Raw genomic sequence first — 16905 nt, 5'->3', positions numbered from 1 at the left:
CGAACGGCCCTCGCCGCCTCGCGGCGGAAAGGGCCGGCTTTGGAATTCAGTTCAGGCCGATGTCGCGCAACGTCGCGCGGAAATTGCTCTCGCGTTCGTTGTACTTCTCGACCACCTGCGGCACGTTCAGGTCGGCGAGATGGTCGGCGACGAACTCGGCCCGGTCGTTGGCCGCCTCGAGCGCCGAGGCCTCGATCGCCGGCAGGCCGGTGAAGCGCAGCATTTCCCGCATGCGGTCGTCGACGGAGACCATCAGACCGGGCACGCCCGACTGCAGCGCGATGATGTTGCCGTGGAAGCGGCGGCCGATGGAGAAGTCCATCGACGAGGTCCAGGCGCGCCACTGGTTGGTATCGAAGAAGGTGTGGAGCCTCAGCTTGCGCTGCAGCTGGTCCTGCGCCTTGTACTTCAAGTCGCCGATCATCTGGCCCGAGGTCGAGTCGAAGACGCGGCCGTCCTTGTTCGGCTCGACCTTCATGTCGAAATGCAGGAACTCGTCCTGGACGACATAGAAGGACTCGCTGTCCGGCTTGCTCAGCATGTTGACGTCGCGAACGGCTTCTTCCGTCGCGCCGAGATAGCCGGAGAAGACGGTCCGGCCGCTGCCAACCTTGACGTCCGGCAGGCGCTTGAGCGCCGCGCGCATGTTGTCGGGCAGGAAATAGACCGAGGGGCAGCCGGTCGGGCGCACGAAGGAGAAGCCGCGCGACTTCAGGAATTCCGCCGTCTCGTGGCCACGGGTGAGGAAGTAGTGTTCCTTGCCCTTGAGGATATCGAGCAGCTTCTGCGTGCCCTCGGGCAACCCTTCCTCGAGATCGGCACGGTTCTGGATGCCGATGCCCAGCATGACGATCGGCATGTCGAGGTTCTTCAGCACGAGTGCCTCGGCATCGGCCGAGAGACCCTTGCGCAGCAGGTTGGCGCAGGTGAAGACGCAGATGTCGAAATTGGCGTTGATCTCGTCCAGGCCCGTGCCGTTCGTGCAGGCATTGTGGAGATGCCAGAACGGCACCTGCGTGGCGTTGGACGGCATGGCGCGCAGGGCGCCCTCACCGATCAGGTAGTTGCCGGTGTTGCTGATATTGGTCAGCTCGCGCAGGAACGCTTCCTTGCTCTCCGGCTGCAGCTGCTGTTCGCCGTAGTGGACGGTCGCGCCCTTGGCGCTCCGAACAAGCCTCGTGTAATGGCCGGGAATGCCCGTGACCAGGATCCTCGAACGCATATAGACGTACCTCTCCTATCGCTTCGGCGTCAGGCGACGGCCGAAACCTCAATCTCGTTGTTGGTTGCTTCGATCGTCCGGCGCGGCGCCCGCGCGACGATCCGGGGTGTCGTCGTGACGGCCCGGTCGCACCATTCGATGAACGGTCCGAACGACGCTGCCCAGGAACGACCCGATGCGGTGAACAGGCCGCCGTCGCGCAGCTGAGCGAGACGACCGCGGTCGCGCGCCAGCGTTTCCACCGCGTTGGCCAGATCGGCGACGATCTTCAGATCCGCCTCGCCCTCGATCAGGAAGCCGTCGCGGCCATCCGTGACCAGTTCGTCGACGGCGCCGACGGCGGTGGCGACCGGGACGCAACCGACCAGCTGCGCCTCGGCGATCATCAGCGGCGCGCCTTCCCAGCGCGACGGCATGATCAGAATATCGCCCCAGGCGAGCACGGTGGCGATCTCGCGGCCTCCGAAGATCGGCGGCCGGACGCTGACGCCGATTTCGCGGAGCTTCTCGGTCCACGAGCTCGGTTGCTCGGCGAGGATCTCGCCGCCGACCGCCAGCGCCTCGAACGGAATGTTGCGGGCGCGGAGATCCTGCAGGGCGGCGTGGATGCGGTCGATGCCCTTCTGCGGCTCGAAGCGGCCCATGTAGAGAATGCGCAGCGGCGCATCCGGGGTCCGTGCCTGCCGGTTCTGGACGATTTCGGCCAGCATCTTCGGCTTCACCGAAATGCTCGGGGCGTTGGCGACAGCGTAGATCTTCTCCAGCGGCACGCCGTAGCTGTGCAGGTAGACCTTGAGCTGTTCCGAGCAGGTCAGGAACGCATCGTAGCAATGCTCATGCGCGATCGCCGCGAACGGCTGTCCCGCCGGACGGCGCAACGGCGTCTCGTCGACCACATGCAGATAGCAGGCGGTGCGCGATCCCTCGGCCCGCAACCGCGCCATCAGCGGATGCACCGCCATGACGTGGTTGTTGATGATCAGATCGAAGCCGGACAGGAGACCCTTCAGGGCGTTCCAGTCGATGTCGTGATATTCGGCGATGAAATCCTGGCCGAGGAAGCGGTTCGAGCCGCCCCAGGCCGGCACGCCGGCCTTCCAGAAATGAATGTGGTCGAAGGCGTCGTCGAACTCGTCGAGCACGTCCATGCGCGCGTTTCCGAGCACGAACAGATGCGTCTCGTATCCCTCGGCCTTCAATTCGCGCGCCGCCGCGAAGGCGACCTTCTCCGCGCCGCCGAACGACGCGTTGGGAACGAGCAGCGCCAGCGTGCGCCTGCCGTTCCTGGCATGGCCGAGCGGCAGCACGGGCGAACCGCCAACCTCGGTCCGGAGCTGCTTGTAGAGTTCCGACAAGGCGGGCAGTCGCGGCGCGCGCCAGGTCCAGCGCTTGTCCGCCACGGACTGCAGCGGGCTGGTGGCGATCGTCTGCACCAGATTGATCAACGACTGCTCGGGCGTCGCCGACGACCGCTTGGGCGCAGCCGCCGGGAACGGGAAGCGGACCTTCACGACGGCGACCGTCGGCCAGACCTGGTTCGCCGCGACCGAGCCCAGCCAGTCGAGCGCATTGTTGCGGATCGCATCGCGAACGATCGTCGAGGAGAGGAAGACGAGATCGGCGCGCCCCTTGCGGACATGGCCGGAGGGCAGGATCTCGATGTCGATGCCGCGCTCGGCGGCGACATTCCCAATCTGGACGAACACGACGTTCGCCACCTCGGTCGCCCGCTCCAGATGCACCAGCAGGTTGGGCCAGAGGCGCGACTGGTGAAGAAGCTTCAGCGTCTCGCCGCTCGCCGCGGCCAGGAAGGGCGGGAAATGGACGTTGTCCGGCTCGGCGGCGCTGCCCCAGAAGGCGCGGATTGCCTCGTCGAAATCCAGGTAGGAAGGCTCCGCCGTCGGATCGGAGAAGCAGGCAATGGCGCCGTCGCCCGTGCGCAGCAGGGCATAGCGCGGGCATTCCTCGTGCTCGAACACGACCAGCGTCGAGCGGCGGAAGAGGCCCTTGTGCCGCCGGCGCAGGAAGCTCACCGAGGCGGCGCGATCGCGGTTCGCCTCCTTGAAGCGGCTCTCGGCCCGGAGGCGATACTCGAACGCCGTGTCGTGACACGGAGCGCCGACAAAGCCTGCCTCGATGCAGGAGAGCCAGAACTCCCAGTCCTCGAAGCCGTTCTGACGATCGGCGTCGAAACGCACGCCGGCGCGGAACACGTCGATCGAGATCATCGAGCCGGTGTCGCAGATATTGTCGGAGACGCAGTGCGTCAGCCGCGAATAGCGATCGCCATAATGGGCGCCCCACCGCACGGAGAACGTGTCGATGTTGGTGTAGACCCAGCCGCACTGCTCCGCCTTGAGGCGCTCATACAGCGTCTCGATGGTCGTCGGCAGGACGCGGTTGTCGGCGTCGAGGAAATAGACGGCCTTCGCATCCGGCATGCTCTCGACGATGAAGTCGATCGCGCGGTTGCGGGCGCCGCCGGGACCGGCGTTCTGTCCGAAGATGACATGCAGTTCCGGGCGCGTCGCCGCATAGAGCGTCAGCGCAGTGAAGATCTCGCTGCGCGGGTCGCCGTCGACCGAAACGACGACCTCGATCCGGCATTCCGTCTCGGAGGCGAAGGCGGTCTCGAGCGCTTCGATAGCCAGTGCCGCGTGGCCGTAGAGCGGCATGGCAATGACGACGAGGTCCGCTTCACTGGCCATGAGAAGCCTCCCCGCGCGGTTCGACGTCGAAGTGACGGACCAGGCGGAAATCGAACACCTTGAGCCAGGAGAAATCGACCGAGTCACCCTTTGCGCGGCTGAGGATGACGAGGTTCATCGTCCGCTGCGTCGGGGCGTCCAGCATGATGTTGATGCTGGCCGATTCCCCGGCGACGATGTCGCGCCAGCCGCTGAAATAGGCCGAGCGGCGCGCCGTACCCTCGCGCTCGAGAACCGCGATCTCCGAGCGGAGATTGGCGGCGCTCGGCGCTAGCAGGAAGCCGACAAGCGCGGGCTTGCCTTCCGGATGGTCGATCGTCGCCCGGGCGGCGAAGCGCACCGTGCCCGGCGCCACGACATTGGCGATCGCGCCGGCGGAAATACCGGCCGGAAGCGGATGGCAGACGATCGCATCCTCGTGCTCGAGGAAGCGGATGGTCTGGAAATCGGGCACGATCGGGCTGACGGAAACGTCGGCGACGGCGCGGAGCGCGTCGAGCGGCAAACGATAGTCCTCGATGCGCCGTCCGCTCATCAGCGCGCTCGGCGCGATCGAATTCGGCAGCGCCGTCGGACGCACGCCGGGGACGCCGGCATAGATCTTGATCGCGAGCGGCCGATGGTCGAGATCGCCATGCAGCGAACGCGCCCGGGCGGCGTAGCGCCGGCTGGCGATCGGGTGGCCGAGCGACGGCGCCGGCGGCTCGGCGCCATTGGCGGAGACGCGCAGGCGAAGCGTGCGGGGGCTGCCGTCGCAGGCCTTCGGCAGCGAGAAGAAGTTCCAGTCGGCCGCCAGATCGGAGAAGGGCACGATCCATTCGGCAACGCCCTCGCCGCTCTCGACATAGTCGAGCGTGACAATGACCTCGCCGCTGCCCTTGGCGGCATTGCGGAAATGCAGCGCAAAGCCGGAGACGCCGAAGCTCGAGACCGGCAGCAATTGCTCGACCCAGCTTTCGCGCATCAGGCGGCCGATACCCTCGTCCTTCGGGTCGACGAACGGGTCATGCGCGAAGATCTCGCTCGCCGGCTCCCAGTTCCGGGCCCGGAACGCATCCTCAAGCACGCGAAAATTCTCGAACAGGGTTTCGCGCTCGCGACGCAGCATGACGAGTTCGGTCGCCATGGTGCGGGCGTAGCCGGAGATGCGGCCGAGACCCGATTCGAGCACCGTCTGCACCAGTGCCGAGACGCCATCGACATCGCGATCGATCCGGATGACGGGCGGCGCGGGAATCGTGGCGAACTTGGCGAGCGCCGCCGAGGCGGCCTCAACCTCGCGCGCACCCGACGACGACGCGACGACCGCCAGAACGGGATAGACGTCGCGCATCGTGCCGTCCGAGCGGAACAGTTCGTCCGTGAAGGTCACGAGATGCGCCAGCGGCCCGGCCGCCAGGATGGCGCGATCGCTGGCGCCTGCCAGCACCATCCGCAAGGTTGCCTTGCTTTGCGTTGGAAAAACCGGCTCGAGCTGGCTCTTGATAGGTTTGTTCACGTCGCAGCGTCCGTTCATGCACAGCAATCCAGTCAAAATCGCAACCAATACGATCTGACAAATCCGCTTGTTCTTCAGCTGCGACAATTATTATCGATCCATTTTGCAACGCACAACAACGTTCTCAATAAATATTAATTGCTATTCTTCGAGAAGATTGTTTCAAAATTCAAAACGGAATGCGCTTGTTGCTTGGGATAAATACTTGGTAGATATCTGGCATGAAGATCAGGGACGAAAAACCGGCCGATCGGGAGGCTATAAACGCCCTCGTCACCGCGGCTTTCCGCGATCATCCGCACAGCAACCAGCGCGAAGCGCAACTGGTCGACGCCCTGCGCGACGCCGGCGCGCTGACGATTTCGCTGGTCGCGGAAGAGGCCGGAACGATCGTCGGCCACATCGCGTTCTCGGCCGTCACGATCGACGGCGTGGATAAGGGTTGGTTCGGGCTGGCGCCGGTCGCCGTTCTGCCGGCGCTTCAGGGGAAGGGAATTGGCCGGGCCCTGATCGAGGCAGGGCTGGAGCGGCTGCAGGCGCTGGGCGCTACCGGCTGCGTCCTGGTCGGAGATCCGGGCTTCTATCGGCGCTTCGGATTCCAGGCCGATTCACGCCTCACCTACCCCGGCTTGCCGCCCGAGTATTTTCTGGCGCGACTCTTGAAGCAGGACGGGACCAAGGCGCCCGCCATGCCGAGCGGCGAAGTCCGGCATCATCCGGCCTTCACCGAAATTGGCTAGCCGGCTTCAGTGGTGGCGCGGCAGGCTCGCGCGGGTATTTTCACGGCTCAGCACACCGGCCAGGATCGCTCCCAGCAGCGCGCAGACGACCAGGCCGAGGCCGGCCCAGAAGATGACGAAATAAGCGCACCCGCCGGCGCTGCAACCGACGTTCACGATGCGCTGCAGCAGCATGCCGATGCCGACACCCGTGCCGAGACCGACGATTCCACCGAAGATCAGACCGAAAAAGGCCGCGAAAGCGATACGCATGGTTTTGCCCTGAGATGGAATCGACTTGCCGGGAGGATTAGCACCGAATTGCGCCGGTGCCTGTGTCCTCGGTCACGTAGTCTTGTTATAGCTGGCGTTCATTTCCGATTGGTTGACGCGACCTTTCCGCGGACAGGAGATTTGCTCATGTCGGAACTCCAGATCGACGTCGTGACCGACATCGTCTGCCCCTGGTGCTTCATCGGCGTCGTGCGGCTGGGCAAGGTGCTGGCCCGGACCGGGACTGCCGCCCGCATCATTCATCACCCGTTCCTTCTCGATCCGGACGTGCCGCCGGAGGGCATCGACGTCGCGGAGAAGCTGCGCAAGCGGCTCGGCGGCGACCCCTCGGCGATGTTCGCCCGCGTCGAGGCCGAGGCCCGCAAGAGCGGCATCGCGCTGGACCTTTCCAAGCAGCCGCGCCAGCGCCCGACGCTCGCGGCGCACACGCTGATCCGCCACGCGCTCGACAAGGGCACGCAGGACGCCTTGGCGCGGGCGCTGTTCGAGGCGCATTTCCTCGAGGCGCGCAACATCGCCGATCCGGCTGTCCTGGTGGAGATCGCGACCCGCTTCGGCTTTGCCGAGGAAGAGGCGCGGAGCCTGGTTGGCGACGCCGCCGAGCTCGCAATCACGCGCCAGCTGGCGCTCGACGCCGCGCAGGGCGGCATCAGCGGCGTGCCCTTCTTCGTGTTCGATCGCCGGCTTGCCTTGTCGGGATGTCAGCCGGAAGATGTCTTCGAGCAGGCCCTGGCCCAGGCGAAGGGAGCCGGCGCCGAGGCACACGCCTGAACGACAGGCTGGAATCGTGGGAGGTCATGAATGGTCCGCACGTCTCACATCTTCCCGGTCCTTCGTTATCGCAACCCGCGCGGCGCGATCGAGTTTCTCGTCAAGGGTTTCGGCTTCGAGCTCACGGCGCTTCATGAGGGACCGGACGGCGAGGTGATGCACGCCGAGCTTCGCCTGGGCCAGAACCTCGTCATGCTGGGCGGCTTCGATCCGGAGATTCTCGCCAGCGGCCGAACCGCGAGCGGCGGCGCCGGCTGCAACTACGTTTCCGTTCGCTTCGTCGACGGGCATCACGACATGGCGGTCGCCGCCGGCGCCAAGATCACCCGGCCGCTCGAGGATACGGACTATGGCTCGCGGCAATATGGCTGTCGGGACATCGAGGGATACGAGTGGGTGTTCGGGACCTACGATCCCCTCGGCGTCGACGGCAAGGTGGCCGACGCCTGAGCGCGGATCGGTCAGCGCCTCTCAGAGGACGCGCCGGAACAGCCCCTCATATTTGGTGACGAGGCCGGATTCCTCGGTTTCGATTTCGGCGCGAAACGACCCGTCGACCGCTTCGTAGAGATAGCGGTGGCCGGCGGCGACGCAGGTATAGCGCTGCCGGTCGAGCGTGAGCTCGAGATCGGGGAAGCGGACATAGACCGCCGTGATCTCCCGGGCCTCTCCCTCGTGAAGCCCCAGCCTCCGGATCGTTAACATATTGGTAACCGGGCTCGCCGACAGGTCGACGTCGATCGCGCCGACCAGCGCCGGCACGCGCTTGCCGTCGCTGTTGCGCCAGAGACCGTCGCCATCCGAATGCAGCGTGATCGAGGGGCCGCCGACGATGGCGACCCGCGCCGCCGCGACGTGACCATTCGGATGGCAGGACAGCTCGTAATGGGCGGCGAAACGCGCATCGCCACCCGAGAGCAGGGCCCCTTCCGCGACCGCGCCCGTAGGTCGGTCGCTGAACACCATGTGCTCGACCCCTTCGCCATCCCAGCTCTGCCAGCGGACCGCTTTTGACATGGCGCCCTACCGATCGAGGCCGGCGACGAGAAGATACTTCTTCTCGACGAATTCATCGATGCCGAGATGGGAGCCCTCGCGGCCGTTGCCGCTCTCCTTGACGCCGCCGAAGGGCGCCAGCTCCGTCGAGATCAGGCCGGAATTGATGCCGACCATGCCGTATTCGAGCCCCTCCCCGACCCGGAAGATGCGGCCGATGTCGCGCGAGTAGAAGTACGCGGCGAGACCGAACTCTGTATCGTTGGCTGCCTTCACGACCTCCTCCTCCGTCTCGAACTTGAACACCGCCGCGATCGGCCCGAAGGTCTCCTCGCGGGCGAGCTGCATGTCGCGCGTCGCCCCCGTCAGCACGGTCGGCTCGAAGAAGGTGCCGCCCTTGGCGTGGCGATGACCGCCGAGCGCGATGGTGGCGCCCTTGGCGGTCGCGTCGCGGAGATGCTCCTCAACTTTCTCGATCGCCTTGTCATTGATCAGCGGCCCCTGCGTGACATCCGGCTCCGCGCCATTGCCGACGCGGAGCTGCTCCACCGCCGCCGTCAGCTTGGCGACGAAGGCGTCGTGAATGCCGGCCTGGGCATAGATCCGGTTGGCGCAGACGCAGGTCTGGCCCATGTTGCGGAACTTCGAGACCATGGCCCCTTCGACGGCCGCGTCGAGATCGGCGTCGTCGAAGACGATGAAGGGCGCGTTGCCGCCGAGCTCCAGGGCCATCTTCTTCACGGTGGTCGACGCCTGCCGCATCAGCAGCTTGCCGATCTCGGTCGAGCCGGTGAAGTTGACCAGCCGGACGGCCGGATGCGAGGTCAGCACGCCGCCGATCTCGCTGGCGCTGCCGGTCACGACGTTGAAGACGCCGGGCGGAATGCCGGCGCGATCCGCGAGCTCGGCCAAAGCCAGCGCGGTCAACGGCGTCTCGCCGGCGGGCTTCAGCACGACGGTGCAGCCGGCGGCGAGCGCCGGGGCCACCTTGCGGGTGATCATGGCGGCCGGGAAATTCCACGGCGTGATCGCCGCGACCACGCCGGTCGGCTGGCGCAGCACGAGGATGCGCGCGTCGGCGCGATGGCTTGGCAGCGTCTCGCCGGCGATGCGCTTCGCCTCCTCGGCGTAGAACTCGACATAGGCGTTCGCATAGTCGATCTCGCCCTTTGCCTCGGCGAACGGCTTGCCCTGCTCCGAGGTCAGGATCAGCGCCAGATCCTCCTGATGCGCCCGGATCCGTTCGAACCACTGGCGGATCAGCTTCGAGCGCTCCTTGGCGGTCTTGGCGGCCCATGTCTTGAAGGCGGCGGCCGCCGCGTCGACGGCGCGCGTCGTCTCGTCGGCGCCGAATTTCGGCACCATGCCGATGACGTCGCCCGTCGCGGGATTGGTGACGCCGATGGAGCCCTCGCCGATCCACGCGCCATCGACATAGCACTGGCCCTTGACCAGCGTCGGATCGATCAGCCGAAGGGCCTTGACGGTCGACTTGTCCATGGTGCTACTCCCTTACGACGTTCTGCCAACGACCACGGTCGGGAACCGTTCCATTCCGCTTGAGACGATAGCGCGGTGGAGCCCGGACCGCCATGGAGCGTATCGGGCGTCGCAAAGAAGCGGCGCACAGACGGAGGGGCCAGTGCCTGCGATCCAACGTTTCGCGACGGCGGCCGCGCTCGCCGCAATCCTGTTCACCGCCATACCCGTGAGGGCCGAGACGATGACACCGGAAGCGACGCTGCAGGCCCTGTTGAGCGAGGGCGGGTCGACGCCGGACCGTTTCGACGCCGCCTTCCTGTCCGCCGTTCCCTTCGCCGAGGTCGAACGGATCCTGGCCGGCGTGCGGAAGGAGCACGGGCCGCTGCAGGGGATCGAGCGCGCCAGCAACGGCTTCCGCCTGCGCTTCGCGGAAGCGAGCATGCCGGCGGCGATCTCGCTCGACGCGAACGGACGGATCAACGGCCTCTGGTTCGGCCCGGCGGAGAGGCTCGGCACGATCGAGACGCTGGCCGCGGAAATCGAGGCGCTACCCGGCAAGAGCGCGCTGCTCGTCGTCAGCGACGGCGAGGACATCGTCGCCCAGGACGCAGATCAGCCCCTCGCAATAGGCTCGGCGGCGAAACTCGCCATCCTGGTGGCGCTGCGCGATGCCGTGACGGCCGGGCGGCTGAGCTGGGACCTGGTCGTGCCGCTCGATCCCGCCTGGAAGTCGTTGCCCTCCGGCCAGTTGCAGGATTGGCCTGACGGCACGCCGCTGACGATCGCGACGCTCGCCAATCTGATGATCTCGATCAGCGACAACACGGCGACCGACGCGCTCGTCCGCATCGTCGGCCGGGACGCCGTCGAGACCGTCACGCCGACCAATGCCCCCTTCCTGACCACGCGCGAGCTGTTCACGCTCAAGACCCTGAAGAATGCGCCGCTACGAACCGCCTGGGCCGAGGGCGACACGGCCGCCCGGCGCGCCATCCTCGCCGAGATCGCGGACGCGCCCCTCCCCGCTATCGCCGAGCTCAGCCCGGAAGCCACCCATTCGATCGAGTGGTTCTTTTCCGCGCGCGAGCTCTGCCAGTTGCTCGAACAGACGGCCGATTTGCCCAGCGTTGGCATCAATCCGGGCGTCGCCGATCGCGGGCAATGGAAGTCCTTCGCCTACAAGGGCGGCTCGGAGTTCGGCGTCATCAACCTTTCCACCCGGGTCGTCGGGACCGACGGCCGCGTTCATTGCGTCGTCGCAAGCTGGAACGATGATGTGGCGCTCGACGAGCAAAAACTGTTCGCGCCCTATACGGGCATCCTCAATCGCCTCGCCGAAGGGGAATAAGCCATGCGCCAGGTGACCGTCGCCGCGACGCAGATGGAATGCGACTGGGACCGCGCCGGCAACATCGCCCGCGCCGAGCGGCTGATCCGCGAGGCAACGGCGCGGGGCGCCGAGATCATCCTGATCCAGGAGCTGTTCGAGACTCCCTATTTCTGCCAGGACCAGTTCCACGACCATTTCAACCTGGCGCAGCCCTTTGACGGCAACCCGCTGATCGCCCATTTCGCGGCGCTCGCAGCCGAGCTCGGCGTTGTCCTTCCCGTCAGCTATTTTGAGCGCGCCGGCCAGACCGCCTACAACAGCATCGCCATCGTCGATGCCGATGGCAGCGTGCTCGGCAATTATCGCAAGAGCCATATTCCGGACGGCCCCGGCTATACGGAAAAGTTCTATTTCTCGCCCGGTGACACCGGCTTCCGCGTCTGGCCGACGCGCTTCGGCAAGATCGGCGTCGGCATCTGCTGGGACCAGTGGTTCCCGGAGAGCGCGCGGGCCATGGCGCTCGCGGGCGCCGAGATCCTGTTCTATCCGACGGCTATCGGCTCGGAGCCGCAGGATCCCACGCTCGATTCCGCCGCGCATTGGCAGCGCGTCATGCAGGGCCATGCCGGCGCCAACCTGATGCCGCTCGTCGCCTCCAACCGGATCGGCACCGAGCGCGGCCTGAACGGCACCGAGATCACCTTCTACGGCTCGTCCTTCATCGCCGATCCGACCGGCGCGAAGCTGGCCGAGGCCGACCGCAGCAGCGAGACGATCCTGACGGCGACCTTCGACCTCGACGCCATCGCGCATCAGCGCCGCTCCTGGGGCGTGTTCCGCGACCGGCGTCCTGACCTCTATGGCGCGCTGACGACGCTCGACGGCCGCGATCCCCGCGCACCCGGGCGCTGAGCCCTCGCACCATCGTCGCGGCGCGGCTACGCGGGACCGTATTCCGCTCCGTCACGTCGAATTGGCATGACGTTGCTTCCCTAATAGGCACCGGCAGGCGATATTTTACGCAGAATATTGATGCCCGGGTCAGATCAGGCGCTCCGAAGTACGGGATGTTTCTATCCTGTATTTCGGGCCGAAAGCATTCGTCGTTCCGCATTGAACGAACGACCGATGTTTTCTTGAAACTTGCTCCGGGCACAGGTCCATATTGAACCGTGACCTTTTCGGTCGCTCTGGAGTCCAAAGAAATGAGATTGCGTCCCGCGCTCGCTTTTGCGGCGGCCCTTTTGCTCGCGCCCGGTTTGGCGCAGGCCGGCGAAACCCTCGACCGGGTGCTGTCCACCAAGGTGCTGAACAACGTCGTCGTCGACAACTATCCGCCCTTCACCTTCATCGACAAGGACAACCAGCTCGCCGGCTTCGACATCGACGTGGCGCAGGCCGTCGGCGACAAGCTCGGCGTCAAGGTCGTCAATTCGGTGCCGGGCTGGGAGGTGATCACCGCCGGTCGCTGGGCCAAGCGCTGGGATGTCTGCATCTGCTCGATCACGCCGACGACGGACCGCGCCACCGTTCTCGATTTTATCGTCCAGTATTACAGCTCGCCCGCCGTTCTCATCGTCCACAAGGACGAGACGGCGATCAAATCGGTCGCCGACATCTCCGGCAAGCAGGTCGGCGTCGGCTCGGGCTCGAGCTACGAGGCCTATCTCGACAAGACCATCACCATTCCGGGCGAGAAGACGATCGCCTTCCCCTTCAACGACCCGATCAAGGTGCCGTCGAACGAGACGGTCAACTTCCAGAACCTGGCGCTTGGCCCGGGCGTCCGGCTGGACGCGATCGTCGCCAACATCGCCACCGCCAAGGGCCTCATCGACGCCGGCGCACCGCTGAAGATCGTCGGCGAGCCCCTGTTCGGCGAGCCGAACTGGATCGCCGTCGACAAGGGCGACGCCGAATGGAACGCCAAGGTGGTCGAGACCATCGAGGCGCTGCGGGCCGACGGCACGCTGAAGGCCATCTCGGAGAAATGGCTCGGCACCGACATCACGCGCAATGACATTTGAGCTGAGAAGCGACCTTCCCCAGCGGCGCAGCCTAAGGCTCGCCCTGGGGTCGTTTGCGTCCGCGATCCCGACCCGGCTCACCGGCGACCGCCTTTTCGGCGTCAAGGTCGGCCTGGTCTGGACCGGGCTTTTCGTCATCCTGATCGTCGGTTTCGTGCAGTTCGGCCTCGATGGCGGCGCCATCGCGGAGCGGCTTCCCTTCATGCTGGGCATCCGGCTGACGCCCTCCGGCATGATCCAGGGCGCCGCCATGACGCTGTTCGTCACGGCGAGCGCCGTCGGCTTCGCCGGCATGCTCGGCCTCGTCACGGCGATGGGGCGGATGTCGTCCAACCCGTTCTTCTTCGGCCTGGCGACGTTCTATGGCTCGCTGTTTCGCGGCACGCCGCTCCTGATCCAGGTGCTGCTGATCTACCTAGCGTTGCCGCAGATCGGCATCATCCTCGGCCCCCTCACCTCCGGCATCCTGGCGCTGTCGCTGAACTATGGCGCCTACAATGCCGAGATCGTGCGAAGCGGCGTCCGCTCGGTTCCCGCCGGGCAATGGGAAGCGGCGATGTCGCTCGGCCTGCCGCGCTGGCGGATCGCCTGGAAGGTGATCGCGCCGCAGGCGCTGCGCTTCATCATTCCGCCGGCCGGCGCACAGGTCGTCTCGATGCTGAAGGATTCGGCGCTGGTATCGCTGATGGGCGTCTGGGAACTGAACTTCCTCGCCCAGTCCTACGGACGCTCTACCTACAAATACATGGAAATGCTGACCACGGCGGCGGCGATCTACTGGATGATGTCGATCATCCTCGAGTTCTGCCAGGCCAAGCTCGAGCGCCGTTTCGGGCGCGGCTATCCCGGCGCCAGGGCCAACGCACATCGATCCTGACCGGCGGCCTCGGCCGCGGCGGATCCTGCACTGACAAGGACGATCCATCATGACGACGCATGAACACGTCACCCTGCTCGACGGCGGCATGGGCCGGCAGCTCGAGCGCATCGGCGCCCCCTTCAAGCTGCCGGAATGGTCGGCGCTGGCGCTGATCGAGGCGCCGCATCTGGTGCAGCGCGCGCACGAGCAGTTCATCGAGAGCGGCGCCGAGATCGTGACGACCAATACCTATGCGATCAAGCCGCACCAGATCGGCCCGGCGCGCTTCGAGACGGACGGCCTCCGGCTTTCCGATCTCGCCGGCCGGGTCGCCCGCGCGGCGGCGGATCAGGCGGGACGGCCGGTCAAGGTCGCCGGCTCGCTGCCACCGGTGTTCGAATCCTACCGGCCGGAGCGCTTCGACGCCGCCCGCGCGCCGGAAATCCTCCGCGTCCTGGTCGAGGGCCTCGCGCCGCATGTCGACCTCTGGCTGATCGAGACCCAGAGCTCGACCGTCGAGGCGCTCGCGGCGATCTCGGCGCTTGCCGACCATCCGAAGCCGATCTGGGTTTCCTACACGCTGAAGGACGAGGCAGGGCGCACCGGACCGCCGGAGCTCCGTTCCGGCGAGACCGTCACCGAGGGCGTGCGCAAGGCGGTCGACGCCGGCGCGGTGTCGATCCTCTTCAACTGCAGCCAGCCGGAAGTGATGGAGGCCGCGATCCGCGAGGCGCGCGCCACGCTGGACGCGGCCGGCCGCGCCGACGTGACGATCGGCGTCTATGCCAACGCCTTCGCCGCCGAGGAGGAGAGCGACGAGCCCTATGCCGGCATCTCCGATATCCGCGCCGACGTCACGCCGGCGCGCTATCTCGTCTGGGCCGAGCGCTGGATCGACGCCGGCGCCTCGATCGTCGGCGGCTGCTGCGGCATCGGCCCGGAGCACATCGCCGAGATCCGGCATCATCTCGATCCGGCCCGCTCCGAACCTGCCAGGAGCTAGTTCATCGTCTGAAGAAGACCCTGCAACTGGCTGATATCGCTGATGACATAATCAGCATGGGGAGCCAGTTGCTCGGCTGACATGAAGCCGCTCTCGACACCGATGCCGAGAACGCCCGCGGCGCGCGCGGCATGCATGTCGTGCAGCGTGTCGCCGATCAGGGCCGTCTCGCCGGGCTGGTAGCCGAAGCGCTCCATGAAGGCGACGATCTGCCCCGCCTCCGGCTTGCGGCCATGGCCTGAATCATAGCCGATGATGGCCTCGAACCACTGCGAGAGGCCGAGGCGCTCGCATTGCGCCTTGGCCCCGATCTCCGAATCATTGGTGATGACGCCGAGCTGGTAGCCGTCCGAGCGCAGCGCCGCGAAGATCCGGCCCGGCTCGCCAATCGGCGTCGCCGCATGCAGCGTCGCCTCGTGGAACAGCTCGCGCAGGCGGTTCAGGAAGCTGGCATCATCCGCCGGCAGGCCGAGCGCCACGGCCCACAGCTCGGCCAGTTCGCTGACGGAACCGCCGACGAAGGCCGATGTCGGCATCAGGATCGACGCTTCGAGATCATAGCCGACGATCTCGGCCAGCCGCCGCGCGGCGGCTTCGTCGCCTTCGGTGAGCGCCGCGATGACCGATCCGGTGGCGGCGTCCCAGGTCTTGGCGAAATCGAGGAAAGTCCCGTCCTTGTCGAACAGGAGCGCGCGAAGCTGCATGTCTGGTTCCGTTTGATGTCCGTGACAAGGTCCCTTAGCACGCTTGCATCGCCCGTTCATTCCCGCTTCTGTCGGATGGCCCATCCGACGACAACGAACGAGAATCATGTCTGCGACGCTCGAAGGCCTTCCCCGCGACGACGGTTTCCGCATGCCGGCCGAATGGGAGCCGCATGCCGGCACCTGGATGATCTGGCCGGAGCGGCCCGACAACTGGCGGCTCGGCGCCAAGCCGGCGCAGCAAGCCTTCGCGGCGGTCGCAACTGCGATCGCCGAGGCGGAGCCGGTGACGATGCTGGTCTCGGCCGGCCAGTGGGAGAACGCCCGCCAGCGCCTTCCGGCGCATATCCGCCTCGTCGAGACGACGACCAACGACGCCTGGTGCCGCGATACGGGGCCGAGCTTCGTCGTGAGCGCGGACGGCCGGCTGCGCGGCAATGACTGGCGCTTCAATGCCTGGGGCGGTTTTGCCGGCGGCCTTTATTCGCCCTGGGACCAGGACGACCGCGTCGCCGCCAAGATCCTCGAGGTCGAGGGCGCGCCGCGTTACCGCGCGCCGTTCATCCTGGAAGGCGGCGCCATCCATGTCGACGGCGAAGGCAGCCTGCTGACAACCGAAGAATGCCTGCTCAATCCCAACCGCAATCCCTATCTCGATCGCAGCGAGATCGAGGAGCATCTCGCCGGCCGGCTCGGCGTGGAGAAGACGATCTGGCTGGGCCCCGGACTGTTCCACGACGAGACCAACGGCCATATCGACAACCTCGCCTGCTTCGCGCGGCCGGGCGTCGTGGCGCTGACCTGGTGCGAGGATCCCGAGGATCCGCAATATGCGATCTCGCACGATGCCCATGACCGGCTGGCGAAAGCGACCGACGCGCGCGGGCGAAAGCTTGAGATCGTCAAGCTGCCGATGCCGGGACCGCTCTACATGACCGATTCCGAGGCGGCCGGCATCGACGTTTCCGAAGGCAGCGCCGAGCGGCGCGGCGGCGCCCGCCTCGCCGCGTCTTACGCCAACTACTACATCGCGAATGGCCTGGTGGTCATGCCGCTGCTCGATCCGAAGACGGACGCGGCCGCGATGGAAATCCTCGCCTCCCTGCATCCGGATCGCCGCATCGTCGGTATCGAGGCGCGCGAAATCCTTCTCGGCGGCGGCAACATCCACTGCATCACGCAGCAGCAACCGGTGGGAACTGGGGGCTAGAGCGTTTTCGAGCGAAGTGGGGACCGGTTCGCTTCAAGAAAACGCGACCAAACACATAGTTAGAGCGTTTCGTCGTTTCCAC

Annotated in this window: 16 protein-coding genes; 9 read left to right on the top strand and 7 right to left on the bottom strand. The window is 66.2% G+C overall.

The genetic code is table 11. The features are described from left to right. Nucleotides 1–46: 46 nt before the first annotated feature. From K32_RS09285 to K32_RS09275, 3 genes are read right to left on the bottom strand one after another with little or no spacing between them, the layout of a single operon-like run. Nucleotides 47–1222: a polysaccharide pyruvyl transferase family protein gene (locus K32_RS09285; protein ID WP_201403738.1), complete on the bottom strand. Its 1176-nt coding sequence runs from the start codon at nt 1220–1222 to the stop codon at nt 47–49. Between the two features lie 29 nt (nt 1223–1251). Next, nucleotides 1252–3930, bottom strand: coding sequence for a glycosyltransferase (locus K32_RS09280; protein ID WP_201403737.1), 2679 nt, complete (start codon nt 3928–3930; stop codon nt 1252–1254). Beyond that, entirely contained in the window at nt 3920–5362 is a 1443-nt protein-coding gene (locus K32_RS09275) for a DUF6212 domain-containing protein (protein WP_201404431.1), read from the bottom strand. Before K32_RS09275 ends, K32_RS09280 begins: the two co-directional genes overlap by 11 nt. A 287-nt stretch (nt 5363–5649) precedes the next feature. On the opposite strand from K32_RS09275, the gene K32_RS09270 reads away from it, so the two are divergent. Next, entirely contained in the window at nt 5650–6168 is a 519-nt protein-coding gene (locus tag K32_RS09270; protein WP_201403736.1) for a GNAT family N-acetyltransferase, read from the top strand. A gap of 6 nt (nt 6169–6174) precedes the next feature. Here the strand turns inward: K32_RS09270 and K32_RS09265 are convergent, their stop codons facing one another. Further along, the gene (locus K32_RS09265) at nt 6175–6420 is read right to left on the bottom strand and encodes a hypothetical protein (RefSeq protein ID WP_201403735.1); all 246 of its coding nucleotides are present in this window, start codon (nt 6418–6420) and stop codon (nt 6175–6177) included. A 147-nt stretch (nt 6421–6567) separates the two neighbouring features. Between K32_RS09265 and K32_RS09260 the strand changes: the two genes are divergently transcribed. Beyond that, a complete protein-coding gene (locus K32_RS09260; RefSeq protein ID WP_201403734.1) occupies nt 6568–7212 on the top strand; it encodes a DsbA family protein in 645 nt (214 codons plus the stop codon). A 30-nt stretch (nt 7213–7242) separates the two neighbouring features. Then, complete coding sequence (locus K32_RS09255) at nt 7243–7662, top strand: VOC family protein (RefSeq protein WP_201403733.1); 420 nt, start codon at nt 7243–7245, stop codon at nt 7660–7662. A gap of 21 nt (nt 7663–7683) precedes the next feature. Here K32_RS09255 and K32_RS09250 read toward each other — a convergent pair whose 3' ends face one another. Both K32_RS09250 and K32_RS09245 read right to left on the bottom strand, forming a co-directional pair. Beyond that, nucleotides 7684–8229, bottom strand: a complete 546-nt coding sequence (locus tag K32_RS09250) for a putative glycolipid-binding domain-containing protein (protein ID WP_201403732.1) — start codon at nt 8227–8229, stop codon at nt 7684–7686. A 6-nt stretch (nt 8230–8235) separates the two neighbouring features. After that, nucleotides 8236–9708 (bottom strand): NAD-dependent succinate-semialdehyde dehydrogenase, encoded by a 1473-nt coding sequence (locus K32_RS09245; protein ID WP_201403731.1) that lies wholly within the window; start codon nt 9706–9708, stop codon nt 8236–8238. Nucleotides 9709–9850: 142 nt separating this feature from the next. Here K32_RS09245 and K32_RS09240 point away from each other — a divergent pair, with 142 nt between their 5' ends. The 5 genes from K32_RS09240 to K32_RS09220 all read left to right on the top strand — a co-directional run bounded on the left by K32_RS09240 (nt 9851) and on the right by K32_RS09220 (nt 14909). After that, complete coding sequence (locus K32_RS09240) at nt 9851–11038, top strand: serine hydrolase (protein WP_201403730.1); 1188 nt, start codon at nt 9851–9853, stop codon at nt 11036–11038. A 3-nt stretch (nt 11039–11041) separates the two neighbouring features. Beyond that, a complete protein-coding gene (gene aguB / locus K32_RS09235; protein ID WP_201403729.1) occupies nt 11042–11932 on the top strand; it encodes an N-carbamoylputrescine amidase in 891 nt (296 codons plus the stop codon). A 293-nt stretch (nt 11933–12225) separates the two neighbouring features. Further along, on the top strand, nt 12226–13047 hold the full coding sequence (locus K32_RS09230) for a transporter substrate-binding domain-containing protein (protein WP_201403728.1): 822 nt from the start codon (nt 12226–12228) through the stop codon (nt 13045–13047). Continuing rightward, entirely contained in the window at nt 13037–13924 is an 888-nt protein-coding gene (locus K32_RS09225) for an amino acid ABC transporter permease (RefSeq protein ID WP_201403727.1), read from the top strand. The genes K32_RS09230 and K32_RS09225 overlap by 11 nt, the downstream gene beginning before the upstream one ends. 49 nt (nt 13925–13973) lie before the next feature. Further along, the gene (locus K32_RS09220) at nt 13974–14909 is read left to right on the top strand and encodes a homocysteine S-methyltransferase family protein (RefSeq protein WP_201403726.1); all 936 of its coding nucleotides are present in this window, start codon (nt 13974–13976) and stop codon (nt 14907–14909) included. Here the strand turns inward: K32_RS09220 and K32_RS09215 are convergent. After that, on the bottom strand, nt 14906–15613 hold the full coding sequence (locus K32_RS09215) for an HAD family hydrolase (RefSeq protein WP_201403725.1): 708 nt from the start codon (nt 15611–15613) through the stop codon (nt 14906–14908). The two genes, K32_RS09220 and K32_RS09215, sit on opposite strands and share 4 nt — an antisense overlap. A 106-nt stretch (nt 15614–15719) precedes the next feature. Here K32_RS09215 and aguA point away from each other — a divergent pair, with 106 nt between their 5' ends. Further along, nucleotides 15720–16823: an agmatine deiminase gene (gene aguA / locus K32_RS09210; protein WP_201403724.1), complete on the top strand. Its 1104-nt coding sequence runs from the start codon at nt 15720–15722 to the stop codon at nt 16821–16823. The last annotated feature ends 82 nt before the right edge of the window (nt 16824–16905 follow it).

It is taken from the genome of Kaistia sp. 32K, from assembly GCF_016629525.1.
GTDB lineage: Bacteria > Pseudomonadota > Alphaproteobacteria > Rhizobiales > Kaistiaceae > Kaistia.
This window is presented reverse-complemented; position numbering and strand designations above follow the sequence as displayed.

Coding starts and splice junctions, on each gene's coding strand:
- K32_RS09245 (WP_201403731.1), bottom strand. CDS start 9,708: ATGGACAAGTCGACCGTCAAGGCCCTTCGGCTGATCGATCCGACGCTG.
- K32_RS09255 (WP_201403733.1), top strand. CDS start 7,243: ATGGTCCGCACGTCTCACATCTTCCCGGTCCTTCGTTATCGCAACCCG.
- K32_RS09250 (WP_201403732.1), bottom strand. CDS start 8,229: ATGTCAAAAGCGGTCCGCTGGCAGAGCTGGGATGGCGAAGGGGTCGAG.
- K32_RS09285 (WP_201403738.1), bottom strand. CDS start 1,222: ATGCGTTCGAGGATCCTGGTCACGGGCATTCCCGGCCATTACACGAGG.
- K32_RS09225 (WP_201403727.1), top strand. CDS start 13,037: ATGACATTTGAGCTGAGAAGCGACCTTCCCCAGCGGCGCAGCCTAAGG.
- K32_RS09280 (WP_201403737.1), bottom strand. CDS start 3,930: ATGGCCAGTGAAGCGGACCTCGTCGTCATTGCCATGCCGCTCTACGGC.
- K32_RS09265 (WP_201403735.1), bottom strand. CDS start 6,420: ATGCGTATCGCTTTCGCGGCCTTTTTCGGTCTGATCTTCGGTGGAATC.
- K32_RS09220 (WP_201403726.1), top strand. CDS start 13,974: ATGACGACGCATGAACACGTCACCCTGCTCGACGGCGGCATGGGCCGG.
- aguA (WP_201403724.1), top strand. CDS start 15,720: ATGTCTGCGACGCTCGAAGGCCTTCCCCGCGACGACGGTTTCCGCATG.
- aguB (WP_201403729.1), top strand. CDS start 11,042: ATGCGCCAGGTGACCGTCGCCGCGACGCAGATGGAATGCGACTGGGAC.
- K32_RS09270 (WP_201403736.1), top strand. CDS start 5,650: ATGAAGATCAGGGACGAAAAACCGGCCGATCGGGAGGCTATAAACGCC.
- K32_RS09260 (WP_201403734.1), top strand. CDS start 6,568: ATGTCGGAACTCCAGATCGACGTCGTGACCGACATCGTCTGCCCCTGG.
- K32_RS09275 (WP_201404431.1), bottom strand. CDS start 5,362: ATGGTGCTGGCAGGCGCCAGCGATCGCGCCATCCTGGCGGCCGGGCCG.
- K32_RS09230 (WP_201403728.1), top strand. CDS start 12,226: ATGAGATTGCGTCCCGCGCTCGCTTTTGCGGCGGCCCTTTTGCTCGCG.
- K32_RS09215 (WP_201403725.1), bottom strand. CDS start 15,613: ATGCAGCTTCGCGCGCTCCTGTTCGACAAGGACGGGACTTTCCTCGAT.